Annotated in this window: 21 protein-coding genes; 10 read left to right on the top strand and 11 right to left on the bottom strand. The window is 65.1% G+C overall.

Annotation, left to right across the window (positions count from 1 at the left end; translation table 11 throughout):
- Positions 1 to 32 precede the first annotated feature (32 nt).
- The 4 genes from LKE06_RS31220 to LKE06_RS31205 all read right to left on the bottom strand — a co-directional run bounded on the left by LKE06_RS31220 (position 33) and on the right by LKE06_RS31205 (position 3595).
- Complete coding sequence (locus LKE06_RS31220; protein WP_228003035.1) at positions 33 to 926, bottom strand: LysR family transcriptional regulator; 894 nt, start codon at positions 924 to 926, stop codon at positions 33 to 35.
- 192 nt (positions 927 to 1118) lie between these two features.
- Complete coding sequence (locus LKE06_RS31215; RefSeq protein WP_228003034.1) at positions 1119 to 1817, bottom strand: SDR family NAD(P)-dependent oxidoreductase; 699 nt, start codon at positions 1815 to 1817, stop codon at positions 1119 to 1121.
- Positions 1818 to 1829: 12 nt separating this feature from the next.
- Positions 1830 to 2660 carry an ABC transporter permease gene (locus LKE06_RS31210; RefSeq protein WP_228003033.1) on the bottom strand — a complete coding sequence of 277 codons (831 nt, stop codon included), beginning with the start codon at positions 2658 to 2660 and terminating at the stop codon, positions 1830 to 1832.
- Between the two features lie 110 nt (positions 2661 to 2770).
- A complete protein-coding gene (locus LKE06_RS31205; protein WP_228003032.1) occupies positions 2771 to 3595 on the bottom strand; it encodes an SDR family NAD(P)-dependent oxidoreductase in 825 nt (274 codons plus the stop codon).
- 403 nt (positions 3596 to 3998) lie between these two features.
- On the opposite strand from LKE06_RS31205, the gene LKE06_RS31200 reads away from it, so the two are divergent.
- From LKE06_RS31200 to LKE06_RS31160, 9 genes are all read left to right on the top strand, one after another.
- Positions 3999 to 5159 carry an ABC transporter substrate-binding protein gene (locus LKE06_RS31200; RefSeq protein ID WP_228003031.1) on the top strand — a complete coding sequence of 387 codons (1161 nt, stop codon included), beginning with the start codon at positions 3999 to 4001 and terminating at the stop codon, positions 5157 to 5159.
- A 97-nt stretch (positions 5160 to 5256) separates the two neighbouring features.
- On the top strand, positions 5257 to 6042 hold the full coding sequence (locus LKE06_RS31195; RefSeq protein WP_228003030.1) for an ABC transporter ATP-binding protein: 786 nt from the start codon (positions 5257 to 5259) through the stop codon (positions 6040 to 6042).
- Between the two features lie 120 nt (positions 6043 to 6162).
- A complete protein-coding gene (locus tag LKE06_RS31190) occupies positions 6163 to 6915 on the top strand; it encodes an alpha/beta fold hydrolase (protein WP_308188464.1) in 753 nt (250 codons plus the stop codon).
- A 73-nt stretch (positions 6916 to 6988) separates the two neighbouring features.
- A complete protein-coding gene (locus tag LKE06_RS31185; RefSeq protein WP_228003029.1) occupies positions 6989 to 8947 on the top strand; it encodes a flavin-containing monooxygenase in 1959 nt (652 codons plus the stop codon).
- 21 nt (positions 8948 to 8968) lie between these two features.
- Positions 8969 to 9832: an alpha/beta fold hydrolase gene (locus LKE06_RS31180; protein WP_228003028.1), complete on the top strand. Its 864-nt coding sequence runs from the start codon at positions 8969 to 8971 to the stop codon at positions 9830 to 9832.
- A 70-nt stretch (positions 9833 to 9902) separates the two neighbouring features.
- Positions 9903 to 10733: an SDR family NAD(P)-dependent oxidoreductase gene (locus tag LKE06_RS31175; protein WP_228003027.1), complete on the top strand. Its 831-nt coding sequence runs from the start codon at positions 9903 to 9905 to the stop codon at positions 10731 to 10733.
- Positions 10734 to 10973: 240 nt separating this feature from the next.
- Positions 10974 to 12080, top strand: coding sequence for a Re/Si-specific NAD(P)(+) transhydrogenase subunit alpha (locus tag LKE06_RS31170; RefSeq protein ID WP_228003284.1), 1107 nt, complete (start codon positions 10974 to 10976; stop codon positions 12078 to 12080).
- Positions 12080 to 12424 carry an NAD(P) transhydrogenase subunit alpha part 2 gene (locus tag LKE06_RS31165; RefSeq protein ID WP_228003026.1) on the top strand — a complete coding sequence of 115 codons (345 nt, stop codon included), beginning with the start codon at positions 12080 to 12082 and terminating at the stop codon, positions 12422 to 12424. Before LKE06_RS31170 ends, LKE06_RS31165 begins: the two co-directional genes overlap by 1 nt.
- Entirely contained in the window at positions 12424 to 13851 is a 1428-nt protein-coding gene (locus LKE06_RS31160) for an NAD(P)(+) transhydrogenase (Re/Si-specific) subunit beta (protein WP_228003025.1), read from the top strand. The genes LKE06_RS31165 and LKE06_RS31160 overlap by 1 nt, the downstream gene beginning before the upstream one ends.
- 199 nt (positions 13852 to 14050) lie before the next feature.
- Here the strand turns inward: LKE06_RS31160 and LKE06_RS31155 are convergent, their stop codons facing one another.
- The 6 genes from LKE06_RS31155 to LKE06_RS31130 form a co-directional block, all read right to left on the bottom strand.
- Complete coding sequence (locus LKE06_RS31155) at positions 14051 to 15073, bottom strand: hypothetical protein (RefSeq protein ID WP_228003024.1); 1023 nt, start codon at positions 15071 to 15073, stop codon at positions 14051 to 14053.
- 5 nt (positions 15074 to 15078) lie between these two features.
- Positions 15079 to 16836, bottom strand: a complete 1758-nt coding sequence (locus LKE06_RS31150) for a hypothetical protein (protein WP_228003023.1) — start codon at positions 16834 to 16836, stop codon at positions 15079 to 15081.
- On the bottom strand, positions 16833 to 18785 hold the full coding sequence (locus tag LKE06_RS31145) for a type VII secretion target (RefSeq protein ID WP_228003022.1): 1953 nt from the start codon (positions 18783 to 18785) through the stop codon (positions 16833 to 16835). Before LKE06_RS31145 ends, LKE06_RS31150 begins: the two co-directional genes overlap by 4 nt.
- 33 nt (positions 18786 to 18818) lie before the next feature.
- Complete coding sequence (locus LKE06_RS31140) at positions 18819 to 19208, bottom strand: YbaB/EbfC family nucleoid-associated protein (protein WP_228003021.1); 390 nt, start codon at positions 19206 to 19208, stop codon at positions 18819 to 18821.
- Positions 19209 to 19683: 475 nt separating this feature from the next.
- Positions 19684 to 19956: a replication-relaxation family protein gene (locus LKE06_RS33420; protein ID WP_228003283.1), complete on the bottom strand. Its 273-nt coding sequence runs from the start codon at positions 19954 to 19956 to the stop codon at positions 19684 to 19686.
- Positions 19957 to 19995: 39 nt separating this feature from the next.
- Positions 19996 to 20907: an SMP-30/gluconolactonase/LRE family protein gene (locus tag LKE06_RS31130; RefSeq protein WP_228003020.1), complete on the bottom strand. Its 912-nt coding sequence runs from the start codon at positions 20905 to 20907 to the stop codon at positions 19996 to 19998.
- Between the two features lie 139 nt (positions 20908 to 21046).
- Here LKE06_RS31130 and LKE06_RS31125 point away from each other — a divergent pair, with 139 nt between their 5' ends.
- Positions 21047 to 21538 carry a hypothetical protein gene (locus tag LKE06_RS31125; protein ID WP_228003019.1) on the top strand — a complete coding sequence of 164 codons (492 nt, stop codon included), beginning with the start codon at positions 21047 to 21049 and terminating at the stop codon, positions 21536 to 21538.
- A gap of 254 nt (positions 21539 to 21792) precedes the next feature.
- Here the strand turns inward: LKE06_RS31125 and LKE06_RS31120 are convergent, their stop codons facing one another.
- Positions 21793 to 22398, bottom strand: a complete 606-nt coding sequence (locus LKE06_RS31120; protein WP_228003018.1) for a TetR/AcrR family transcriptional regulator — start codon at positions 22396 to 22398, stop codon at positions 21793 to 21795.
- Between the last annotated feature and the right edge of the window lie 105 nt (positions 22399 to 22503).

Here is a 22503-nt window from a genome sequence, read left to right as displayed (position 1 = left end):
CGGTCTGAAGGCCTGCGGGGCGGTCACGAATGTCAGGTACCGGCTACCTGTTGGCGCATCAGTTTCAACAGCGTTTGGACGACAGGGCTGCGCATCTCGCCCTTGCGCACGACCACCGCCAGACGCGTCTCGGCCCACTCGGCCGAGACCGGCGACAGCATGACACCGTCACCACTGACGGTCGAGGGAGCCAAGCTGTTTGCGATCGCGATGCCCACTCCCGCCTTGACCATGCGGATGGAGGTCTCGGCGCTGTCGGTGAAGTAGACGGGACGAGTCTCGATGCCTTCGAGTAGTCGCTCGAACGCCGCGCGCAGGATGCTGTCCTTCGAGAAGAAGATCAGCGGTTGGCCGGCGAGGTCGGATGCCTGAACGGACTGCTGCGCGGCCAGTGGGCTCTCCTCCGGAATCACGAGGACGAGCCTGCCGGTGAGCAGATCGATGTACTGCAGGCTGTCGGCATCGCGATCGTCGTTCTTGAGTGTGCTCAGCAGACCCATGTCGAAGTGCCCGGTCGAGACCCCTTCTCGGACCGTGTCCGACCCGCCTTCGGTGACCTCGAAGCGGATGTTCGGGTGCTCGCGGTGCAGCAGCTTCACGACATTGGGAAGTACGGTCAGGCTGGCTGTGGATACCGCGGCCAGTCGGATGCTTCCGATCTTCAGATTGTCGATCGCACTGGCTTCCTGGCGTAGTGCGTTCTCTGCCCGAATCACCGCACGGGCGTGCGGGAGGATCCGTTCGGCCGCGTAGGTCGCCCGCACCCCGTGAGCTCCGCGGAGCACAAGAACGACACCCAGGTCCTCCTCCAGGCGTTGAACCTGGGTGGTGATCGTAGGCTGCGTGACGCCGACCTCCTTCGCAGCCTGTCGGAACGATCCGGTGCGCACCGCTGCCTCGAGATACCGTAACTGCTCGAATCTCATGGGAAGTGCCTCGTGTCATTCGCTGTGGTGGAAGGCCGTAATGCTGCGCCGACCCTGCCTGTGTGTCGTGGCACACAGTGGCGGGGCTGGCGTCAGGTTAGCGCCTGCCATATCGAAGCCGGCATCCGGGTGACGTCGACATCCAGTTGGTTGCTTGTTCAGATCGTTTGTGCGGTAGTCGGATGCGGGTGCTCAGCCGCGAATCGAGCCGCCGTCCACCACCAGGGTCTGGCCCGTCACGAACGACGCGCCATCGGAGAGCAGGAAGCGAACGGGCTCGACGAAATCGGAGGTGGAGGAGGCCCGTTTGATCGCCCGCGTGCTGATGTTGCTCTCCTCGGTCTGTGCGATAGAGGTGACGAGTGGCGTGATGACGAGCCCGGGTGCGATCACGTTGACCGTGATCTCCCGTTCCCCGAGTTCCTCGGCCAGGCACCGGGCGAACCCGATGACACCGGCCTTCGATGCGGCGTAGACCGCGGCGGCACCCGGACCCTTGAAGACGGTTCCGGAGGAGAAGAGGACGATCCGCCCGCTGTCCATGAGCAGCGGGAGCAAGGCCTGGGTGACGGCGAGGGTGCCATGCAGATTGACCTGGAGAAGGTGCTCCCAGGATGCACGGGGAGTCTGGGCGAAAGGCTCGAAGTGTGCGACGGCGGCACAGTGGACCAGTCCGCGGATGCGGGTGATCCCCTGTCCCCGCAGCTGCTCGGTGATCGCGTCGATGCCGTCGACGGTGGCGAGATCACCGAGCAGGTATGTCACACCGGGCGTCGGCCGGCTGGGGGTCTGTCGGTCGATCACGACGATCGGGTGCGTGCCGGCGAAGGCGTCGCACAGGGTGGAACCGATTCCGCTCGCGCCGCCGGTGATCACGATGGGTGGATTCATGGTCGCTACCCCTCACGCGCGCTTCTCGACGACCTTCTGGAACAGCGAGATTCCAGCGTCGAGCAGCATCGACATCAACCCCATGGCGAGGATCACGGCGAACGACTCCGCCACTTGGAAGTTGTTCGTCAGCGTCACCAGGCGCTGCCCCAATCCGGTGTAGGCGCCGACCATCTCGGAGAGCACCGCGCCGAGCACCGAGTACACCGCCGCGAGCCGTAGGCCGCCGACAATCGCCGGCAGCGCGCTCGGGAACTCGATCTTGACGAATCGCTGCCAGGGTGACATCGACATCGAGCGGGACAGCTGATCGATGTCGTGGTCGATGCCGCGCAGGGCGCTCGTCGTGTTGGTCAGCAGCACGAAGTACACCATGCTGGCGGCCACCAGCGCCTTCGGGACCATGCCCAGTCCGAACCACAGGATGAAGATGGGAGCGAGTGCAGGGCGGGGAAGGCTGTTGAGCAGGGTCACGAACGGCGCGACGGCGCGGTTCAACACCTCGCTCCGGGAGAGGATCACACCACTGAGCACACCGAGCGAGGCGCCGACCAGCAGGCCGAGCATGGCGCCGCTGATGGTGCTCTGCACGTCGACCCAGAAGGCGCGGTCGGTGAGTTGGTCGACGAACGCGCGTCCGACGTCCTCCGGGGACGAGATGAACAGCGGGTCGATGATGCCGCGGTGCGACGCGAGCGACCAGACACCGAGGAACAGGGCCAGCCAGAACACGCGCAGCGCCCAGATCGAGAAGAGTGCCTTGTGGCGGTCGCGGCGTTGTTCGGCGAAAATCCCGCGTTCCATGTCGAGGATTTCGGGCCTCGAATCTTGCGTAGTGGTCATCGTCATCTCCCTGGACTGAGAGTGGTAGTTCGCATCCCGTCCTCCGGGTGCGATCGGGCGAAACCGGCCGCAGCCCCGGGCTGCCGCCGACCGGGGTGGGAGTACGGGGGTCAGGCGTGCTCGGGCGCGTAGCGCGGAGGCATTTCGGACGGCGACGACGCCAGCGGACCGCCGGCGACGGTGAGGACCTCGCCGGTGATGTACGACGCGGCATCGGAGCATAGGAACATGCAGGCGTCGGCGATGTCTTTCGGAGTGCCGAGGCGGCCGAGCGGGATGTACGCCGCGACCTTGTCGGCGGTGTCCGCGGCCGCGAAGCGAGAGGCGTCGGTCAGAATTGCTCCCGGCGCGACACAGTTGACGCGGATGTTCTGCCCCGCCCACTCCCAGGCCATCGTCTGCGTCAGGGATACGATCCCTGCCTTTGCTGCCGCGTAGGCGCCGCGCTGGGGATGAGCATAGAAGCTCGACACCGAGCCGACGTTGACGATGACGCCCCCGTTCTGCGCGGCGAAGACCGGCCAGCACGCTTTCGCGCACTGAAATGCGCCGCCGAGGTTGGTCTCGATCGTTGCGTTCCAGGCGTTCGTGGAGAGCTCCTCCAGTCGCTTGGCGAAGTTGCCGCCGGCATTGTTGACCAGGATGTCGATGCGGCCGAACGCGTCCATCGCCGCTGCTGCGAGCTCCTGCGCGGTCTCCTCGGAGCGGATGTTGCCTGTGACGGTCACCGCCTCGCCGCCTAGAGCGCGGACCTGGTCTGCGACCGACTGGAGGCTCTCCGTGTCACGACCGTGCAGAACCACCTTGGCGCCCGCCCCGGCGAACGCCAGCGCAACGTGGGCGCCGATGCCACGGGAGGCGCCGGTGACGATGGCGATGCGGTCGGAGAAATCGTAACGGAGGGTGCCGGCGGGGGAGGTTGAGGACTGGGACATGGATGATCGTTCCTTCACTGATCCGACTGGTGGTCAGCCGTTCCCGCGGCCTCGCGCAATTTCGTCTGCGTCGCGCTCGGTGTGAGGGTTCCGCTCCGGCGGGGTGTGTCTCCCGAACCGAATCGACTGCTCCAAAAAGGCTGGGGCGCGTGTGGTCTGGAGCACAAGGGGTAGGCGCTTATCGGGGTGATAGCAGCCGCAACGCTCGAAATTCCTTGACGGACCTCCCGTGTCGCGTGAATATTCATGTAACGGAGGTCACATGCCGGTCGGGCCGGTACCGGCTCGCATGCCGACGGCAGCATCACCCGAACCTGTACTCCGGCAGTCTTTCTCATCAGATGATCCGTCATTCGCCGTGTTGTCGTCGATCGTCCCGTATTCCGAATCAGGAGCCACGGACATGAAGTTCCCCTTCGAACTGCCTCGATCCGCATATAGGTCCCCGGCGTCTGTCGGCGCCGGGAGGAGCCGCCGAGAGTTCCTGTCGATAGCCGGCGTCGGACTGGCGGCCGTCGGTGCCGGCGCATTCCTCGCGGGCTGTGCTGACAGCTCGGGGTCGACCCCGGCTCCTGGTGGATCCGGTGGTCTGGCGCCGGACGCCCTCGCGAACTCGACGAGATTCGTCGTGGCGACGGCTCCAGGCGACAACTTCCTCATCGACCAGGTGAACAAGGAACAGGGCCAGTTCGCCAGATACAACCTCGATGTACCGAAGCTGCTCGTCCCTTCGAGTGCGGTACAGGCCAATCAGCTGCTCGCGTCTGGTGCGATGGGCGGCTGCATGACCGACATCACGGTGGCGATCAGCGCTTTCGCCAACTCCACGCCGGGTCAGCGACCCGTCGTGGTGGGGTTGCGTGTTCCGGTGAACACCTACTCGGTCGTCGTAGGGAAGGGCTCGTGGCCTGGCGACAACGCATCCTTCCCAGAGAAGATGAATGCCCTGCGTGGTAAGCGAATCGGTGTAACCGCACTCGGTGCGGGCGCCGATCAGCAGCTTCTCATGGCGCTCGGCGCGGTGGGATTGTCGGAGCGGGACGTGACGAGAATTGGTGTCGGGCAGATCTCGCCGGCCATTGCCCAGCTCAAAGCCGATCGGATCGACGCGTATCTCAGCTACACCCGTGGCGCGAGTCTGGCGGTCGCGCATCAATCGGGCGGTGGCCTGTTCGTGAACTTCAGCGACGCGGACGTGCCGGAGGTGCTCAATCGGCAGCCGGTCGGGGCGATCGTGGTGCGGGAGGACTTCGCGACGTCCAGCCAGGACGTGGTGAGGGCCTGGCTCGCCGCGCAGGCGGACGGCATGACGTGGATCGCCGATCATGCGGACGACGCTGCCGCGCTTCTGAACAAGACCAGTTTCGACGGGAAGATGTCGGAGGTTGCCGTCGAGTCGGTCCGGTTCCTCAACGACACGGTTGGCCCCAGCACGAAGCCGATGTTCCAGGTGTCGCGCGAGCCGATCGAGCTGATGGTGAGCATCGCCGAGAAGCAGGGGCACATCACCCCGGGTGCGGTGCGTTACGAGGACCTGGTTCCGGACTACGCCCGGGCCAGGTGAGGCACTGCACCGCCGCCCGTCGCACACTCACGAGTCGAATGAGGAACTTCTCATGGCAACACTCACCAAATCTGTTGAAAACAATACTGATACGGGATTGTCCGTAGAGTTCGAGAACATCCATCACAGCTTCATCCATGGAGATCGTCCGGTACGGGCCCTGGAGAACTTCAACCTCTCCGTCCCTCCGTCCGAGTTCGTCAGCATCGTCGGCCCCTCGGGGTGCGGGAAGACCACGGCATTGTCGATGACAGGGGGTCTGGTTCGACCTCGGACCGGGGCCGTACGGCTCGACGGGGCCGAGATCACCTCCGTTCCCGAGGATGTCACCTTTCTTTTTGCCCGGGATGCCCTGCTGCCGTGGCGCAATGTGCGTGCCAACGTGGAACTCGGACTCGAGGTCCGCGGGATGGGGCGTGCGGAGCGTCGGAAACGTAGCGACGAGTGGCTGCATCGCGTCCGCCTCGAGGAGTTCGCCGACTCCGACATCACGCATCTGTCGCAAGGGATGCGACAGCGGGTGGCCATCGCGCGCACGCTCGCGCAGAGTCCGCGGGTGGTGCTCATGGACGAGCCGTTCGCTGCGCTGGATGCCCAGACCCGGGCCATCCAGCAGGAGGAGTTCCTCCGGCTGTGGGAGGCGGAACGACCCACGGTGCTCTTCGTGACGCACGACCTGGAGGAGGCGATCCTGCTGAGCGACCGGGTGCTACTGATGGCGAGTCGGCCCGGTCGGGTCGTGGCCGACATCCGAATCGAGCTGGAACGCCCACGGACACAGGAGATGCGGATCAGCTCCGACCTGTTTCACGGTTACTACCACCAGCTCTCCGGCCTTCTGAAGGACGCGGTGCGCGCCGCGGAGGAAGAGCGGGCTCGTTAGTGCCAGATGTGTATCTGCACAGTAGTTTTGGAAGGAGAACGACTGGTGATTCGCGGTCGAGTTCATACGGTTGACGGCACGCTGCTCAACTACAGGATGTTCGGACACGGAAGGCGTGTCGTGACGTGCCTGCATCCCCTCGCTCTCGACGGGTCTTGGTACGAGGAGTTGGCCGGCGAACTCGGCAACGGCAGACGTTACCTGTGCCCGGATTTTCGTGGACACGGTGGAACCGAGTACGGCGCAACCGAGATCACCCTCGACCTGCTCGCCGAAGATGTTGCTGCGCTGTGGCATCAGCTCGGGATCGAAACGAGCGCTGTTCTCGGCGTCTCCCTCGGCGGGATGGTGGCACAAGCGCTGGCCACGAGACATCGTGACAGTGTCGAGTCGCTGGTCTTGATGGGTACGACAGCGGCATTCGACGCGCAGGGCCGACAGCACACTGCGCACCGTGCCGCTGTTGCGCGCGGCGACGGCGGCATGGCGCAGCTCGTGGAGCCCACTCTGCAACGCTGGTTCGACGAGGACACAATTCGGGCGAACGGGCTGCTCGTCGAGCGGGCCCGGGCTTGTCTGAGGGCAACCGACGGGGGTGTGCACGGATCCGTCCTCGATGCGATGTGCGACCTCGACTATATTCAGTCCTCCTCTGAATGGAAGTCCCCCCCAACAACATTGGTGATCGGGGGCGAGGGTGATACCAGTGCGACTCCAGAGGTGATCAAGGCTCTGGCTGCCGCTGTTCCCGGGGCAGAGCTCCGGATGGTCGAGGGGGGCCATATGGCGGCGTTCGAGAATGTCGGACCGGTTGCCGGCGTGGTGAACGAATTCTATGAACGCCGACTGGGCGGGACCGAGCAGTCCAGCTGAAGGGAATTCCGCCTTCTAGTGTCGCGCGGCGAACCTGCGGCAGATGGTTGATAAAAGAAATCGGGAGATCGAGATGGACGAGAGTGCTGTAACTCTTCCCAGTGTTGAACAATTGCGAGAATTCATCGAGTATGCCGAGACCCCGGCACTACTCATGGTGGTTGCACATCTGACCGACGACACCGGAGTTCTGCGCGACGAGTGGCGACCCGACGCGACTCTTCTGCCTCAGGGGAATCTGGATGCTGAGACGGAAGTCGCTGTGCGACAGTACTGTCTGACACGACTCGAAGAGTTGGCGGCCAACGGAGCTTCGGTGCCGGCGCGCCCGAGTCGGCGCGTGCTCGACGCCATCGGCGCCTGGGGGCTCGGGGGTCTGGACGACGAGGTCGCCGCGCTACTCGACCAGGCACTCGTTCCCGACTACGAGGACCGACGCGCGCCCGACTGGACGCTCGAAAGTTTGTCCCCTGAAAGAGAATTTCGGGTTGCGATCATCGGAGCGGGAATCTCGGGCCTGCTCGCGGGGCTGCGGATGAAGCAGGCGAACATCCCCTTCGTCATCTACGAGAAGGGCGACGACGTTGGTGGGACCTGGTCCGAGAACACCTACCCCGACTGTCGGACGGATGTGCACAGCCACATCTATACCTACTCGATCTTCCCCTACGACTGGCCGTCCTACTTCTGCCGGCAGAGCGTGATCCTCGACTATCTGAGGGCTTTCGCACAGCACTTCGGCATCGACGAGCACATCAGCTTCGGCGTGGAGGTCACCGGCGCACACTGGGACGACGCGGCGAAGCACTGGGACGTCACGACGAAGGACGCGCACGGCGCGACGGACACCGGCGAATTCCAGTCGGTGATCAGTGCGGTGGGACAGCTCAACCATCCCAGCATCCCGAACATCCCGGGGATCGAGACCTTCGAGGGCCCGGCATTCCACTCTGCGGAATGGGACCACTCGGTTGACCTGACCGGCAAGCGCGTCATCGTGGTCGGTACTGGCGCCAGCGCACTCCAGTTCGGTCCGGCGGCAGCACAGGTCGCCGAGCAGGTGACGATTGTGCAGCGGACCCCGCCGTGGCTCATGCCGACCCCGGAACTGCGCCGCGACATCGACGAGGGGGAGCGGTGGTTGCTCCGGCGCCTTCCGTTGTATCGGGCGTACTACCGCTTCACGATCTTCCTGCCCCGGGTCATCGGCCAACTCGACGCCGCGACCGTCGATCCGCAGTTCCCGCCCACCGAGCGGGCCGTCTCCGGGCCCGGTGAGGAGATCCGCGAACAGCTGACGGCATATCTTCTCGACCAGATCGGTGAGGACGAGGCGCTCGTCGAGCACGTCGTGCCGAACTACCCCCCGGGTGCCAAGCGGATCATTCGGGACGACGGGACCTGGATCCGAACCCTCGAGCGGGACAACGTGAACATCGTCAAGGGTGGCGTGACCCGCGCCGACGCGAAGGGGATCTGGACCGACGCCGGCGACTACATCGAGGCGGACGTGATCCTCTTCGGGACCGGCTTCGCCGCGTCGGACTTCCTGAGCACGATCTCGGTGTCAGGTTCCGGTGGACGGGATCTGCACGAGACGTGGGACGGCGCCGCGGGCGCCTTCATGGGCCTCACGGTCCCCGGATTCCCCAACTTCTTCATGATGTACGGCCCGAACACCAACCTCGTCGTCCACGGAAACCTGGTCTTCTTCCTGGAGTGTCAGGCCGCATACCTCGTCAGTGCGATGAAGACGCTACTCGAAGGCGAACACGCCGCCATGGACCTTCGGCCCGAGGTCTACGACCGCTACCAGCGTGCGATGGACCAGGCGAACCGTCTCCGCGCCTGGGGATGGTCGGGGGTCAGCAGTTGGTACAAGGACGCCAAGGGGCGATCACCGATCATGTGGCCGTTCACCACCCGGGAGTACTGGGAGGGAACCAGCGAAGTGCGGCCGGAACACTACACATTCGAACCCAATACCCCGGACGTCAGGACCAGAGCCGAACTGTCGATACACGGTTCGTAAGTCATCAAACGAGAGGTTGACATGACAATCGAGAACATTGTCACGGTGGACGGCGCGGCTACGCGCTACCTGTCCGCGGGCACCCCGGGTAAGCCGGTAGTGGTGTTCCTGCACGACGGGGCGTGGGGTGGCAGCGCCGATGTGACGTGGGGTGACGTGATTCCCCTTGCCGCTGCCGACTATCACGTGATCGCCCCTGACCTGCTCGGGTTCGGCGGTACGGCGAAGACCGTGGCGCTGGACACCTCGCCGTTCGCCTTCCGGACCTCCCACCTGTTCCGGCTTCTCGACGAACTGGGCATCGATTCCCCGGTCCACCTTGTCGGGAACTCGTTCGGTGGTTCGATCGCGCTGCGCGCACTGACCGACTCGAAGTTCGTCGACCGCATCGCATCGGTGACGACCGTCAACGGAACCGGGGGACCGTGGAAGACCGAGACCATGGCGCAGCTCGGGGCCTTCGATGGCACCGTCGAGGACGTCCGCCGTCTCGTCGGACTGCTCTGTGACCCCTTCGACGAGTTCGAGGCGCAGGTCGCGCTGCGACACAAGTGGGCGACCCAGCCCGGGCACTACCAGTGCATGTTCGCACCGCACATCCCGGTGCCCGAGGCAGCACAGGTGGCTCGGCCGGCGGATCCCTACCCGGCGAACCTCACCGGCACGACCACGCCGGTCCTGCTCCTCGAGGGGGAGAACGACGTCCTGGTCGAAAGTGGTTGGGCCGCACGCATTGCCGAGTTCGCGCCGCACGCCCGTGTCGTGACGATGGCGGCCATGCACGCGCCGAACATCACTCATCCTGAACAGACGTGGCAGATCCTCGGCAGCTTCCTTGCCGAGGCTGTCTCGGCACCCGATCTGGTGGCCTCGCCGACGGCCTGACGACCGTGTAGCCCGCCCAGCAGATCTCGTCGGGCGTTTACGTAGAGCCGATCTCGAAAAGGGAATGATGATGTCCGAAGCATTTCGTGCCGATGAACCTCTGGCCGCATCCGAAGTCGCATACGACAGCCTGTTCCGGCTGGACGGAAAGCGGATCGTCGTGATCGGCGCGGGCGGCGGTATCGGTGAGTACACCAGCCGGGTGTTGGCCTCCATGGGAGCCGAGCTGGCGTGTGTCGACGTGGACGCGACGAGCGTGAAGTCGATCGGTGCGGCACTGAACGCTCCGTCGCTGTGTGCCGACGTGACGACTGAGTCCGGGGTCGCGGAGGTCGTGGCGTTCGTCGAGCGAGAGTTCGGCGACATCGACGGGTTTGTCGACGTGATCGGCAAGACGACGGCGAAGCCGTTGGCGGAGTTCACACTCGCGGACTGGGAGGACGATTTCCGGGTCAACACCCGGCACGCCTTCCTACTCGGCCAGCAGCTCGCGCCACTGGTCGCACACAACGGCGGTGGGTCCATCGTCTTCATCTCGAGCGTGTGGTCCCAGTACGCGAGCAAGGCGGCCCCGGGATACGGTCCGGCGAAAGCGGCCCTGAACATATGGGTCAAGCAGCTCGCAGAGCAGTACGGCCCGGCCGGCGTGCGGGTCAACTGCGTCGCGCCCGGATTCTTCCTGACAACGCGGATGGTCGAGAACCTCGATGCGGTCGGGGCCGACGCGGCGCGATCGATCACTCGGCAGCCGTTGCTCGAGCGGTTGGGGCAACCCTTCGAGGTGGCGGGAACTGTCGCGTTCCTGCTGACGCCGGCGGCCGGCTACATCACGGGAAGCATGATCCCGGTCGAGGGCGGTGCAACATCGCGAGATCCCTTGGGATTCGCTCAGGTGACCTGAGATCGGGCGACGGGTGATGTCCGCGAGCTGAATCCGGCCGCGACACCCCGCGTGGATGTTGCCACGCAGCGCACCGTCGTCGTCGATCGACGATGACGGTGCGCCGTATTTTGCCGTCTCGAGGAGAAAGACCACTTCGATCGTTGGGCTGACCGAATCTGATCGTTGACTCGGAAGTCTTTGTCCCCCATTGAATGTAGAGGTGCGAATGTGTGTTCAGACGATTCGTCGACAGATGTCGTGATTGCTAGTCGACCAGATGCGGTCCGTGTTGGTGTCGTTCGGGAGACGAACGACGGCGAGCGGCGGGTGGCGTTGGTGCCGAAGGTTGTGGCGTCGTTGTCCGCCAAAGGCGTCGACGTCGTGGTGGAGCTGGGGGCCGGCCTGGCTGCCCGGATTCCTGACGAGTTGTACGTCGAGGCGGGCGCCACCATCGGTGACGCGTGGTCCGCGGACATCGTGGCGAAGGTGGCCGCGCCGTCGATGGAGGAGATCGCGAAGCTGCGCCCGGGTTCGACTCTGATCGGCTTCCTGGCGCCCCGCAATGCGGACAACCGGATCGCGGACCTGCGGGCAGCCGGCGTGCGGGCCTTCGCGGTCGAGGCGATTCCGCGTATCTCGCGAGCACAGGTGATGGATGCGCTCTCGTCGCAGGCGAACGTGGCAGGTTACAAGGCTGTCCTGGTGGCGGCATCGGAGTCGACGCGGTATTTCCCGATGATGACCACCGCGGCGGGCACCGTGAAGCCGGCGAGCGTGCTGGTCCTCGGTGCCGGAGTCGCCGGTCTGCAGGCGCTGGCGACGGCCAGGCGTCTCGGTGGCCGCGTCACCGGTTACGACGTGCGTCCCGAGGTCGCGGATCAGGTTCGCTCCGTCGGTGCGCAGTGGCTTGACCTCGGCATCGACGCCGCGGGTGCGGGCGGGTATGCCCGCGAGCTGACCGAGGCCGAGCAGGCCGAGCAGCAGCGGGCGCTCGAGGACGCGATCAAGGGCTTCGACGTGGTCATCACGACGGCGCTGGTGCCGGGCCGTCCGGCGCCGCGCCTGGTGACCGCCGCCGCCGTGCAGGGCATGAAGCCAGGCAGTGTGGTCGTTGACCTGGCGGGCGAGACGGGCGGCAACTGCGAGCTGACCGAGCCCGGCCGCACCGTCGTCAAGCACGGTGTGACGATCTGCAGCCCGTTGAACCTGCCGGCGACGATGCCCGGGCACGCGTCCGAGCTGTATTCGAAGAACCTGCAGGCCGTTATCGAGCTGATGCTCGACGACAACGGCGCCCTAGCGCCGGACTTCGACGACGAGATCCTCGCCGCCGCCTGCGTCATCCGTGAGGAGGTGAACGCCTGATGTACACCGAACTGCTGGCGAACATCGCGATCCTGGTTCTGGCCGGGTTCGTGGGCTTCGCCGTCATCTCCAAGGTCCCTAATACGCTGCACACGCCGCTGATGTCGGGCACCAACGCCATCCACGGCATCGTTGTCCTCGGCGCGCTGGTCGTGCTCGGTCATCTACCCGGTGATGCCCCCTGGTCGATCAAGGTCATCCTGTTCGTCGCACTGGTGTTCGGCACCTTGAACGTCATCGGCGGCTTCGTCGTCACCGACCGCATGCTCGCGATGTTCAAGCCGAAGAAGGATGCCACTCGGCCCACCAAGCAGGCGGCCGAGACGAAAGGGGCTGACGCCTGATGGGTTACATCGTCTCGATCCTCTACATCGTCGCGTTCGCGATGTTCATCTACGGTCTGTCGGGTCTGACCGGCCCGAGGACCGCGGTCCGCGGCAACTACATCGCTTCTGTCGGCATGCTGATCGCCGTGGTCGCCGTTCTGATTGATGTCCGCGACACCGACAACTGGATCCTCATCGTCGCCGGTCTCGCGGTCGGTGTCGTCCTCGGTGTCCCGCCGGCGCTGTGCACGAAGATGACGTCGATGCCGCAGCTGGTGGCACTGTTCAACGGCGTCGGTGGCGGCACCGTCGCGCTCATCGCATGGGCCGAGTTCCTCAACTCCGACGGCTTCACCGCGGTCCAGACGGTGCCGTCGGCGCCGTTCATCGTCGGCTCGTTGTTCGCCGCGATTATCGGCTCGGTCTCGTTCTGGGGCTCACTGGTGGCGTTCGCGAAGCTACAGGAGTTGCTGAACAAGAACCTCGAGAAGAAGGTCGTTGCCTCGGCGAAGGCGTTCCAGCTGGCGAACATCATCCTCGCGATGGTCTCGATCGGCCTGGCCGTCTACATCGGTGTCAACGCCGACGGAGACCCGCAGTCGCCGTGGCTGATCGTCGGGCTGCTCGTCGCGGCCGGTGTCATGGGCCTGTTCGTGGTCCTGCCGATCGGCGGCGCCGACATGCCCGTGGTGATCTCGCTGCTCAACGCCCTGACCGGCCTCTCGGCCGCCGCGGCGGGTCTGGCGCTCAACAATCAGGCGATGATCGTCGCCGGCATGATCGTCGGCGCCTCGGGGTCGATCCTGACCAACCTGATGGCCAAGGCGATGAACCGGTCGATCCCGGCCATCATCTTCGGTTCCTTCGGCGGCGGTGACGCCGACGGCGGCACCGCCGCCGCATCGAGTGGTGGCACCGTCAAGGCCACCTCCGCGTCGGATGCGGCGATCCAGATGGCGTACGCGAACCAGATCATCGTCGTGCCCGGCTATGGTCTGGCGGTAGCGCAGGCCCAGCATGCGGTCAAGGAGATGGCGGCGCTGCTCGAGGACAATGGTGTCGAGGTCAAGTATGCGATCCACCCGGTTGCCGGTCGTATGCCCGGCCACATGAATGTCCTGCTCGCCGAGGCGGATGTCGAGTACGACGCGATGAAAGAAATGGACGACATCAACGGCGAGTTCTCGCGCACCGACGTCACCGTCGTCATCGGTGCCAACGACGTCACCAACCCCGCCGCCCGCGAGGACTCCGCCAGCCCGATCTACGGTATGCCGATCCTCAACGTCGACCAGTCCAAGTCCGTCATCGTCCTCAAGCGGTCGATGTCCTCCGGGTACGCCGGCATCGAAAACCCGCTGTTCACCGCCGACCAAACCTCCATGCTGTTCGGCGACGCGAAGAAGATGGTCTCCGAGATCACCGAGGAACTCAAGGCTCTGTAAGCCGTGTACCGGAACGATTTTGGCTTCTCCCGTTACCTTCTACGGCGTCCCGCATCGCGGGGCTGCGGTCGCCTCGTTCGGGATGACTTCCTGATGGCATTGCGGTCGTTGTCGCGTCAGCGGTCGTCGTCGTGACGGCCGCGATCGTGGCGCCCGTGGGTTCTGCCGGCGGGTGATCGAGCATCCGGTGGTGCCAGTGCTATGCGGCATCCCAGGTGGGTGCGCCGTAGACGTTGAGTTTGCCGATGCCGGTTTCGGGCGAAAAGCCGAGTCCGAGCGCCGAATAGGTCAATCTCGCCCCGCACGATTGCGCGGCATGGGCGAGGGCGTCAACGGCATGAGTGGTGCCGTGATGACGGGTCGCGAGTTCGCGTACCACCTCGGTCAGGTCATTGTTCGGGGTCGCGACCAGGGAGAGTGAGAATTCTGTTGTGCCCGCGCCGCGCGCACAACAGATCATGACGTCGTGCTGGTAGAGGGTGGCCGCGTCGACCCCACACCGAACGAACTCCGACAGCAATTCCCATGCCGCGTCGCCGAAATAGCGGACCAGTTTCATCGGCAGGGCGACGTCGTTGTACCTGGCCCTCGAGTAGATCTTGTGGTTCACCTCGCCGCGCGCGTTCACCTCGATCGCGGCAATAGCCGGCTTGAAGAGTGTGTCGTGGTCGGGTACGGCGGCCAATTCCGCGAATCCGGGCCATGCGCTGCGCAACCGGTGCAACGCCCCCGGCACGATCGTTGGATCGCCGTACAGCTTGAGACGGGCCGCATGATGTGGCGTTTCGGCGGGATGGACCAGCCCCAGCCATGTGGCGAACCCATGCCGCGCCGGAACTTTCGCCGGATCGGGATACAGCGTCTCGACGAAGGACTGGAACATGTCGGCGACATTGTCATCGCCGTTCGGCAACCAGGCGACGAGGTCCCGGATCGCGGCGATCTGAGCGGTGATGCGCGAGCCGAACTCCATCTCCTGCGTCGCGGTCTCCGTCGCATAGCGAAGCGTAGGCGAGAACTGCCCGCCGCGGCCGCTCACACTGGCTTCGAACGGAATACCGGAGACGGTCAGCGTGCTGGCCCGGCGTCCATCCGGCGCGTGCGAGTCGAGCTGTCGGCCACAGGCACGATCCAGTACGGCGCGGATGGTCCCGGGATCGCAGCACACCGTCAACCGCTCGGCCAGGTCGACGAGGAACTTCCCGGCCGCTGCGGTTGTCACCATCGTCAGACTTGCCCGGTGGCGGGGGCCGGGACTGCGGGCGGTGCGGGCGGGACGGACAGCTTCGGGATGGGGAGGGTGGGCAGTGCCGGCGGCGCTGCCTGGGGCGGTTCGGTTGCCGTCGGACCGCCGTTGGCGGGATCCGCCTGGGCGTCGCTGTTGTTGTCGGTGTTGACGGCAGGCGGGGCACCGGCGGGGGCAGGCGCGCTGACAGCGGGAGGCTGACCGGGGACGGCGGCCTGCTGAGCATCGACCGCAGGCGGTTGTTGTTGCTCCGCCTTTTCCTGCTTTTCCTGTTCGCGCTCTTCGCGCTCTTCCTTCGAGCGCTTTTCGTCATCCTGCTGCTGCTTGATTGCCTGAGCTACCGTGGGGATCACGGTTCCCGCCGCCATGATCAACGGCATCACCATGCCCATGATGTCCAAGCCCCCGCCTCCGCCCGCGGCAGAGCCTTGCCGCGCCCCGCCGCCGGGGTTCGTATTCTGTCCCGGGTCGCTGGACGTAGGGTCGGGTGTACTGGGTTTCGAGGGCTTATCGCCCAGGCTGTCCAGCGGGTCAGGGGGAGTGCTTGTCGTCGGAGTCTGATTACCCTCCGGGGCGCCGGAACCCTTGGGGGCGCCGGAACCTTGCGGGGCGCCAGAACCCTTGGGGGCGCCGGAACCTTTCGGGGCGCCGGAACCCTTGGGGTCGCCGGAACCTTTCGGTTTGCCGGAACCCTTGGGGTCGCCGGGATCACGCTTGTCGATTTTCCCGGCATTTTCCAGCAGTTCTTTTTCAGCTAGGTTGAACGCCTTTTCCCAGCTGGCCGTAGCGCTATTGATGTACTTGACGTAGTACTGCTGTTCGGTTTCGTCGGTCAGAACGAATGTGCCCGTCTTCTTGTCCTTCTCGTAGAGGACCGTCGCGGGGGCGCCGCCACTGCTGGTGCGCTGATAGTTGTCGTCCATGAGCTTGTCGCCGACACGGTTGGTGACGGCGAGATCGAGCTTGAACTTGAGGTGTTCGTTGAGCTCATCCTTGATGCGCAGGAATTTCTTGACCGTATCGGCACCCAGTAGCTTGGAGTCGTACGTATCGCTCTTGACGTCCTTGTTTTCTTCATCGTGTTTTTTCTTCTGGGCGGTCAGTCTGTCTTTTAGTTCCCCGTGCTTTTCTCGCACGGCGGACCAGCCGTCTACGTCACTGACCGAATCGCTCTCGATCAGATTGCTGAAATCGGGAGCGGCCTTCGGATTACCGGCGCCGAGCGTGTCCAGCTGCCACTGCATGGTGTACTCGGTATCCCTGATCAGAAGCTTCAGCGCCTCGCTTGCACCCTTTGGTTCCCATAAGTCGATAACCTTGAAGTGCTTTCCGTCCTCATCTTGCTCGCCGTTCCAGCCGAAACGTCCGTACTTCGGCTTTTCGGCCGCTTCCTCTTGCTTCCTTTTGGCCTCAATATAATCGTCCGGTTTGCCGGACTTGAATGCGTCGATGATGCCTTTGTATTTTTCTTTGTCGGCCTCCTTCATCTCGTCGGCTTTGTCTGTGAGCATATCGCTCAAATATTGTTTATTTTGGACGTTACCCTTACCGCCGGCGGCGGTGCTATGGCTGATGTCCTTGAGTTGTTTGAACGCATCCTCGAATTCCTTCGATCTCAATTTGGACAGCGCATTCAGCGAATCTTTGGCCTGGTCGTCCTGGAAGCCGAAGCCGCCGTTCCAGCTCCCCGGCTCGAAGTGTTTTTTGACCTTGCCGACGGCGTCGTCTACATCGCTCATCGTGCTCTCCTCTGCTCACTGAAGCGCTCGGACTCCGCCGGACCTCTCAATAACTCGGTGATGGACGGCGGCGGCCCGCCGAGAGCGTCGGAACTGACGCTGACGGCGGCGGTGCCGCGCCCACTGTCGACGTTCGAGACCGCCCGACCGGTGCCGGTCGCCTCGGCCGTTCGCATCGCCACCGCGCGTGCTGCCGGTGGGAACAGTGGGTGATCAACTATCTGGCCATAGTCGTAGAGCGCGTCACGCAGCGTCTGCCGGTCGGGTTCGCCACCGGCGAATAACAGCAGCAGTGCATCCGCGCGGCGCTGGAAAACCTTGTCGCGCAAGGCTTCCGTGGTCGGTGTGTCCGGGTGGGCATCGACGGAAACATACGACACATTCACCCGTCGTGACCGCAGTGCCGCCGCGGCCGTGTCATCGGCGGCGCGTAGCTGGCCCCACCAACCCGCCGGGATGGGCCGGCCGGAGTGCAGCGCATCGAGGATTTGCCGCCGCAGGGCGCGGTGGATGGCGGTCTCCCGATCGACGTCGGAGACGGCGGCTTGGACCCCCATATCCGCGGCCTGGGCCAGCTGGAGGCATTTGGCCCGAATATCGGTTTCGGGCACCGTCGACGCCTGCTGTAGCAACTCGTCCGAGCCGGCCAGCGCGAGTCGGTCGACCAGCCCGGTACCGGGCACGGTGAGGTCGACGGCGGACTCGGCGGCGGGCACCCAGTCCTCGATGGCGACATCGTGACCGAGGGTTGCGCGCAGACTGTCGGGGATGGCCGCGGACGACACCAGGGCGCTCAGCCGGACCTGATCGTTCCTGCTCCCCTTCGAGCCGAACTCGGCGAGCATCCGCGCCGGGTCGGTGGTGCCTTCCAATGCCGCGATGGCCTCCAGTGCCGCGGTGCCGATGTCCGGGTTCCACCGCCACGGCAGGGCGACCTCCGACGGCAGCAACAGCCCGGGGGGAATCCAGCCGCGTCCCTCGGTGGAGGTCAGGAAAATAACGGGTCCGAAGGATGTCCGCCACACCGCCACCGCCCATTCCGGACCGGGTGCCGAATCGGCAACGGCGACAAGGATTGCGGCGAGCAGCGTGCGGGCGAGTACCAGGTCGTCTTCGAGTCGATCGCCTACCACGAGCGGTGGTAGCGACCGCCTGTTCTCCGCCGCATGGACGGCTGCCACAAATGGGCCTGCCGACAGTGGTGCCGATGGTGCCGTGCCCGCGCCACCGGCCGCGACCGCCGCCGGGGCCAGGGCCGGGCCGGTCGGCAGTGGCGCGGCCATCATCCCATCGGTCACACCGGCGGCACTGTTCGTGTCGGCGCCGGTGGCTGTTGGCTCCGATATACCGAGGTCGGTCGGGTACTCGGACGCCGGGGTGGCTCCGGAGGGCGAGGTGTCGGAGAGGTGTGGCATCGACAGGACCGGCGGCGGTGCCGACGCGGCAGGGGGTAGTGGAACTTGGTCGGGGCGGCCGGTCCCGTCGGTTCTGCCCGTGGAGGGGTCCGGTGTGGTGGCGGCAGGCTGCCTCGGTTGGGGGTCGTTCGCGATCGGCGTATCCGGGCCGCCGGTATACACCGGCGCCACGGGATTCGCTGGTGCGGCGGGTGCGGGACTACCCGGCGGGGCCGTCTGGCCGAAATTACCGGTCTGCGTGATGTCGTGCCCGCCGTCGTCGTCCGAGCGCGCGAGTTCCGCTGCCGCCTTGATCAATTGGTCTCGCGCCCGCTCATGGGCGATGGCCTGGCGCTCCGCGCTGTCGTGACGCCTGTTGTAGTAATCCACCAGAGCCGACCGCACCGGCTCGGCAAGCGTGCCGTAGGTAGGTTCGAATTCGGCGAGCCAGGTATGCGGGATTTCACCCCACTTCCGGATTTTCGCGGCGGCCTCGTCGTGCTGCTCGGCGACTTTGAGCAGCTGAGGCGGCTCGAGATCCAGGTAGTTGGGCATGTTCTGTCGGTCCTCCCGCCGTTTATCCGGGAATTATTCTTCCGCCTTCCCAAAATTGGGGACCTGCCGGTTCGGTTCGGTCCTCGCCTGCCATTCCCGCATGGTCTCCTCGATCGGCCGCGGCAGATTGTCGGGGTCGTTCATGGCGATGTGGTACTGCCGCCGCGCGTCCGCGGTGCTCTCGGTGATGGCGGCCATGATGTCGGCGGCCAGTTCCTGATTGTCGAACCGATCACAGGTGCCGGGCGCCAGATAAAGGTCCCGCAGCCGGCCCTTCGCGTCGACCTCGGGGATAACCAGACCGCTCGGAGATGGGCGACGCGCGACGATCCCATCGGCCCGTTCCTGCACAGTGGCGATGCGGTGTTTCAACTCCCGCATCATGGCGTGTGCGGCTTTTACGTTCGGGTGGGGCTCTCTCATTCGTCCTCGTTCACTACGTCGGCAACGCCGTTTACGAGTGTGCGGCTGCGTCGAATGCCATGTGCCCTATCTCCTGCGACATCCTCGACCTCCGAACAACGTCGCCAGATCCTACTGGCGCGATGGCCGCGGCCGCGCTGATCGCGGTTTCCATGGTGGGGAAGGCCGGGCGAGCGCTCATCGCGGGACGCTTCGCCGCGCGGGCCACGGGAATACCGGAGGGTGGCCGGTGGGTTGCAAATCGTGGAAAGCGGGGGATACCCCGGCCTGGATTCCGTCGTTGACCTACGGAACCCGAAAAAACCCGTTTGTGCAGGTAGATCGATTCTGGTCGTCCTATGGCGGCTCGCCGTGTCCCATCATTTCCCAGCGTGACTCGGCGCTAAATCGTAGAAAAATCGTAAATCTGGGTCGGGCTGTTGTGTGTCCGGCAACGCAGCAGTCGATGATGCCAGCCGGAGCGTCGCCGGTCACATCACACGCTCAGCTCGTCCGTGACCGCCCAATGTCGCGATTCGAGGCCCTGGCCGGGGCCGGGCGGTGGTGCCGTGTCCGGTGGGTCGAGGCGGCCGTAGCCGTCGGGGCGGGCCAGATCTCCCCACAGTCGCGCGCAGCGGGTCGGGGACCACCAGGCGGTCAGGGTGCCCGGCCTGGGACGGGTGGCGAGGGTGGTGAACCAGTCGCCGACGCCGATGTCGTGGTCGAGGTGGAGGCTGTGCGCGAGGCGAGGGCGCGATCGTGGCGCCAGCGCAGCTCACTTGGTGAGACACCCGGGGTGGCAAGCGGCTCAGAAGCCCTGAACGGGAGCCAAGTCCATATCGGCCAGCGGGCGCAACCGACGAAGCGTGCCGTCGAAGGACGTGACATACAGGGCCGACCGGTCACCGTCTTCCGCGATGCGTACCGAGCTGGGCCCCGGCCAACCGGCGGGCAGTGCGGCGGTGATGGCGCAGCTTGCTCCTGTCTCCGGATCGACGCGGTGGATCGCACCGGCGAGGTGGGCGGCGACGTAAAGGTCGCCGTCCGCGCTTGCGGTCAGATCGTCGGGTCCGGCCAAGAGCCCGGGCAGCGTCGTCACCACGGTCCACCGATCCGGTGCATCCAGCGGAATCCGATAAACCTGTCCGGTGAACAGATCATCGGTATACACCACCCGATGATCCGGACTCAGCGCCAGCCCCTCCCCTCGCGGCACCGGCGACCAATTCGCGACGACTTCACCGGTGTCACGGTCATAGCGCGACACACCTCGCGACGGGCCGCCCTCGGTGCCCACCCATGTGGTCAGGAAATCCCCGTCGGGCAACCGCAGGAGTCCGTTCCCGGGAAAGTCGGACAACAGCGAAAATTCACCAGAATCGGTATCCAGCTGCCACAGTTTGCCGTCTGTGCGGGTGAGGACGTACAGGATTGTTCCGTCGAGCTGCAAACCGCCCGGAGCGGCCAGGTTTTCCAGAACGGTCCGCACCTGCCCGGAACCGTCGATGTGATAGACCTTCGTGTCTCCCGACACATAGAAGCCGCCCCGCCCATCGGGCTCGAGGTTCTCCAACTGCTCCAGACCCGAAGCGACAGTGTCGACTTGCCACTCGCCGCAATCCGTCAACGGTGAAGAAAACGCTGGAGCAGCGGAAGCAACTCCGGCCGCGGTCACCACCGCGAAGCACAACGCCCCAATACGCGTACGCGATATCCTCATCCCGGAAGCCTACGACGCTGCAGGGCCACGACGCTGGCCCCCAAAAACAAGGTCCTGCCGCGCCGAAAACGAACGCAAGGAATACACGCCGCGGCCCTCGAAGCTGGAGCCGTTCAAGCCGATCATCGATGCGATCCTGTTGGCGGATCTGGACGCCCCGCGTAAGCAACGCCACACCCTGACCCGGCTTTTTCAGCGGTTGATCGACGAGCACGGCATGTCCGAGGTGTCCTATCCGGTGGTGGGACGCTATGTGAGGCAACGCCGTCCGCAGATTCTTGCGGAGACCGGCCGCGCCCCGTCGAAGGTGTTCATCCCGCAAACCCACCGGCCAGGCGACGAGGCCGAGGTCGACTTCGGTGACGTCATGATCCGACTGCGCGGTGAGCTGGTCATCTGCTATTTGTTCTGTTTCCGGATGTCGTTTTCCGGCAAGGCAATTCATCGCGCGTCGCTGTCGGCGGGGCAAGGAGCGTTCTTCGAGGGACACCTACATGCGGTGCTGCGCCTCGGCGGAGTCCCGACCGGGAAAGTCCGCTACGACAACCTGCGCGCGGTGGTCGCTCAAGTTCTCGGGTTCACCCGCGCGAGGGTATCGACACCAAACTTGCCTGAGGGACTACATCGGTGAATCCCGACCCCTCGTCTTGCCACCCAGCAAGCAGGAAGACCTTGTTGGTCAACCGATTCGGACGGTTAACCAACACGCGATATGCGGCATGTGAGTGCATTTCAGCTGGCCTCATGATGACTGGAACGCCGCGCCGATAGCGCGCGATCGTTGCGCGGATCGAATGACCATTCGCCATCCGTCCGCTGGGGACGTGACCCTCGGCTGTGATGTCCTGAACGACACCGGGAATCGCGAGCGGTTCGGTGGTGTGGTCAGGCGCCGCCGTGCCTTGTGGAGTGCTTCGTCGTGTCTGTCCATCCGGCGTCGAGGAGGGCGAAGATTCGGTCGAGTGCCGACTCGGCGTCGTCTCGTCCGTAGACGAGGGTGACCGCTTCGAGGGCGAAGTGGGCCAGCGCCTGGCAGGCGGGGTCGTTCTCGGGTAGCCCGGTGTCGGCGTTGATCGCCGTTGTCAGGGCGTTCTCGTGGCGCAGCCACATGCGGCGAGCGTATTCGCGCAATGCCGGCGTGGTGTCGATCAGGCGACGGAAATCGGCGAAGCGCGGGTCTTCGCGGGCCTGTCGGGAGCGCTCGTCCCGCAGCAGCTGGCACAGTGCCTGCGGGATGGAGTGGCCGGTGGGACGCTCGCGGACAGCGGCGACGAGCGCTGTCTCACGCCCGGCGTCCTGATCAAAGACCAGTGCTTCCTTGCCGCCGGGGAAGTGCTTGAACAGCGTGGCCACCGAGACGTCGGCGGCGTCGGCGATTTCCCGCACGCCGACCGCGTCGTAGCCGCGCTCGAGGAACAGCCGCAGCGCCGCGTCGGCCAGGGCTTGGCGGTTCGCGGCCTTCTTGCGCTCGCGGCGCCCCGTCTCGGTCACGCCCCCAACCTAGCACTCGGGTAGAACAGACTTAAAAACAGAACCGATATACTTTTCGAACAGTTTCATCTACTCTGAGCGGGGTGAGGCCGTCCGGCCTACGCC

The sequence above is a fragment of the Nocardia australiensis genome (genome assembly GCF_020733705.1).
Classification (GTDB): Bacteria; Actinomycetota; Actinomycetes; order Mycobacteriales; family Mycobacteriaceae; genus Nocardia; species Nocardia australiensis.
Note: the sequence above shows the minus strand (reverse complement) of the source record. Positions and strands in the feature narration are given on the sequence as shown.

Bases quoted from the DNA above. Each gene is read 5' to 3' on its own strand.
- LKE06_RS31220 (WP_228003035.1), bottom strand. From the start codon at position 926: ATGAGATTCGAGCAGTTACGGTATCTCGAGGCAGCGGTGCGCACCGGA.
- LKE06_RS31215 (WP_228003034.1), bottom strand. From the start codon at position 1,817: ATGAATCCACCCATCGTGATCACCGGCGGCGCGAGCGGAATCGGTTCC.
- LKE06_RS31210 (WP_228003033.1), bottom strand. From the start codon at position 2,660: ATGACCACTACGCAAGATTCGAGGCCCGAAATCCTCGACATGGAACGC.
- LKE06_RS31205 (WP_228003032.1), bottom strand. From the start codon at position 3,595: ATGTCCCAGTCCTCAACCTCCCCCGCCGGCACCCTCCGTTACGATTTC.
- LKE06_RS31200 (WP_228003031.1), top strand. From the start codon at position 3,999: ATGAAGTTCCCCTTCGAACTGCCTCGATCCGCATATAGGTCCCCGGCG.
- LKE06_RS31185 (WP_228003029.1), top strand. From the start codon at position 6,989: ATGGACGAGAGTGCTGTAACTCTTCCCAGTGTTGAACAATTGCGAGAA.
- LKE06_RS31180 (WP_228003028.1), top strand. From the start codon at position 8,969: ATGACAATCGAGAACATTGTCACGGTGGACGGCGCGGCTACGCGCTAC.
- LKE06_RS31175 (WP_228003027.1), top strand. From the start codon at position 9,903: ATGTCCGAAGCATTTCGTGCCGATGAACCTCTGGCCGCATCCGAAGTC.
- LKE06_RS31165 (WP_228003026.1), top strand. From the start codon at position 12,080: ATGTACACCGAACTGCTGGCGAACATCGCGATCCTGGTTCTGGCCGGG.
- LKE06_RS31160 (WP_228003025.1), top strand. From the start codon at position 12,424: ATGGGTTACATCGTCTCGATCCTCTACATCGTCGCGTTCGCGATGTTC.
- LKE06_RS31150 (WP_228003023.1), bottom strand. From the start codon at position 16,836: ATGAGCGATGTAGACGACGCCGTCGGCAAGGTCAAAAAACACTTCGAG.
- LKE06_RS31145 (WP_228003022.1), bottom strand. From the start codon at position 18,785: ATGCCCAACTACCTGGATCTCGAGCCGCCTCAGCTGCTCAAAGTCGCC.
- LKE06_RS31140 (WP_228003021.1), bottom strand. From the start codon at position 19,208: ATGAGAGAGCCCCACCCGAACGTAAAAGCCGCACACGCCATGATGCGG.
- LKE06_RS31130 (WP_228003020.1), bottom strand. From the start codon at position 20,907: ATGAGGATATCGCGTACGCGTATTGGGGCGTTGTGCTTCGCGGTGGTG.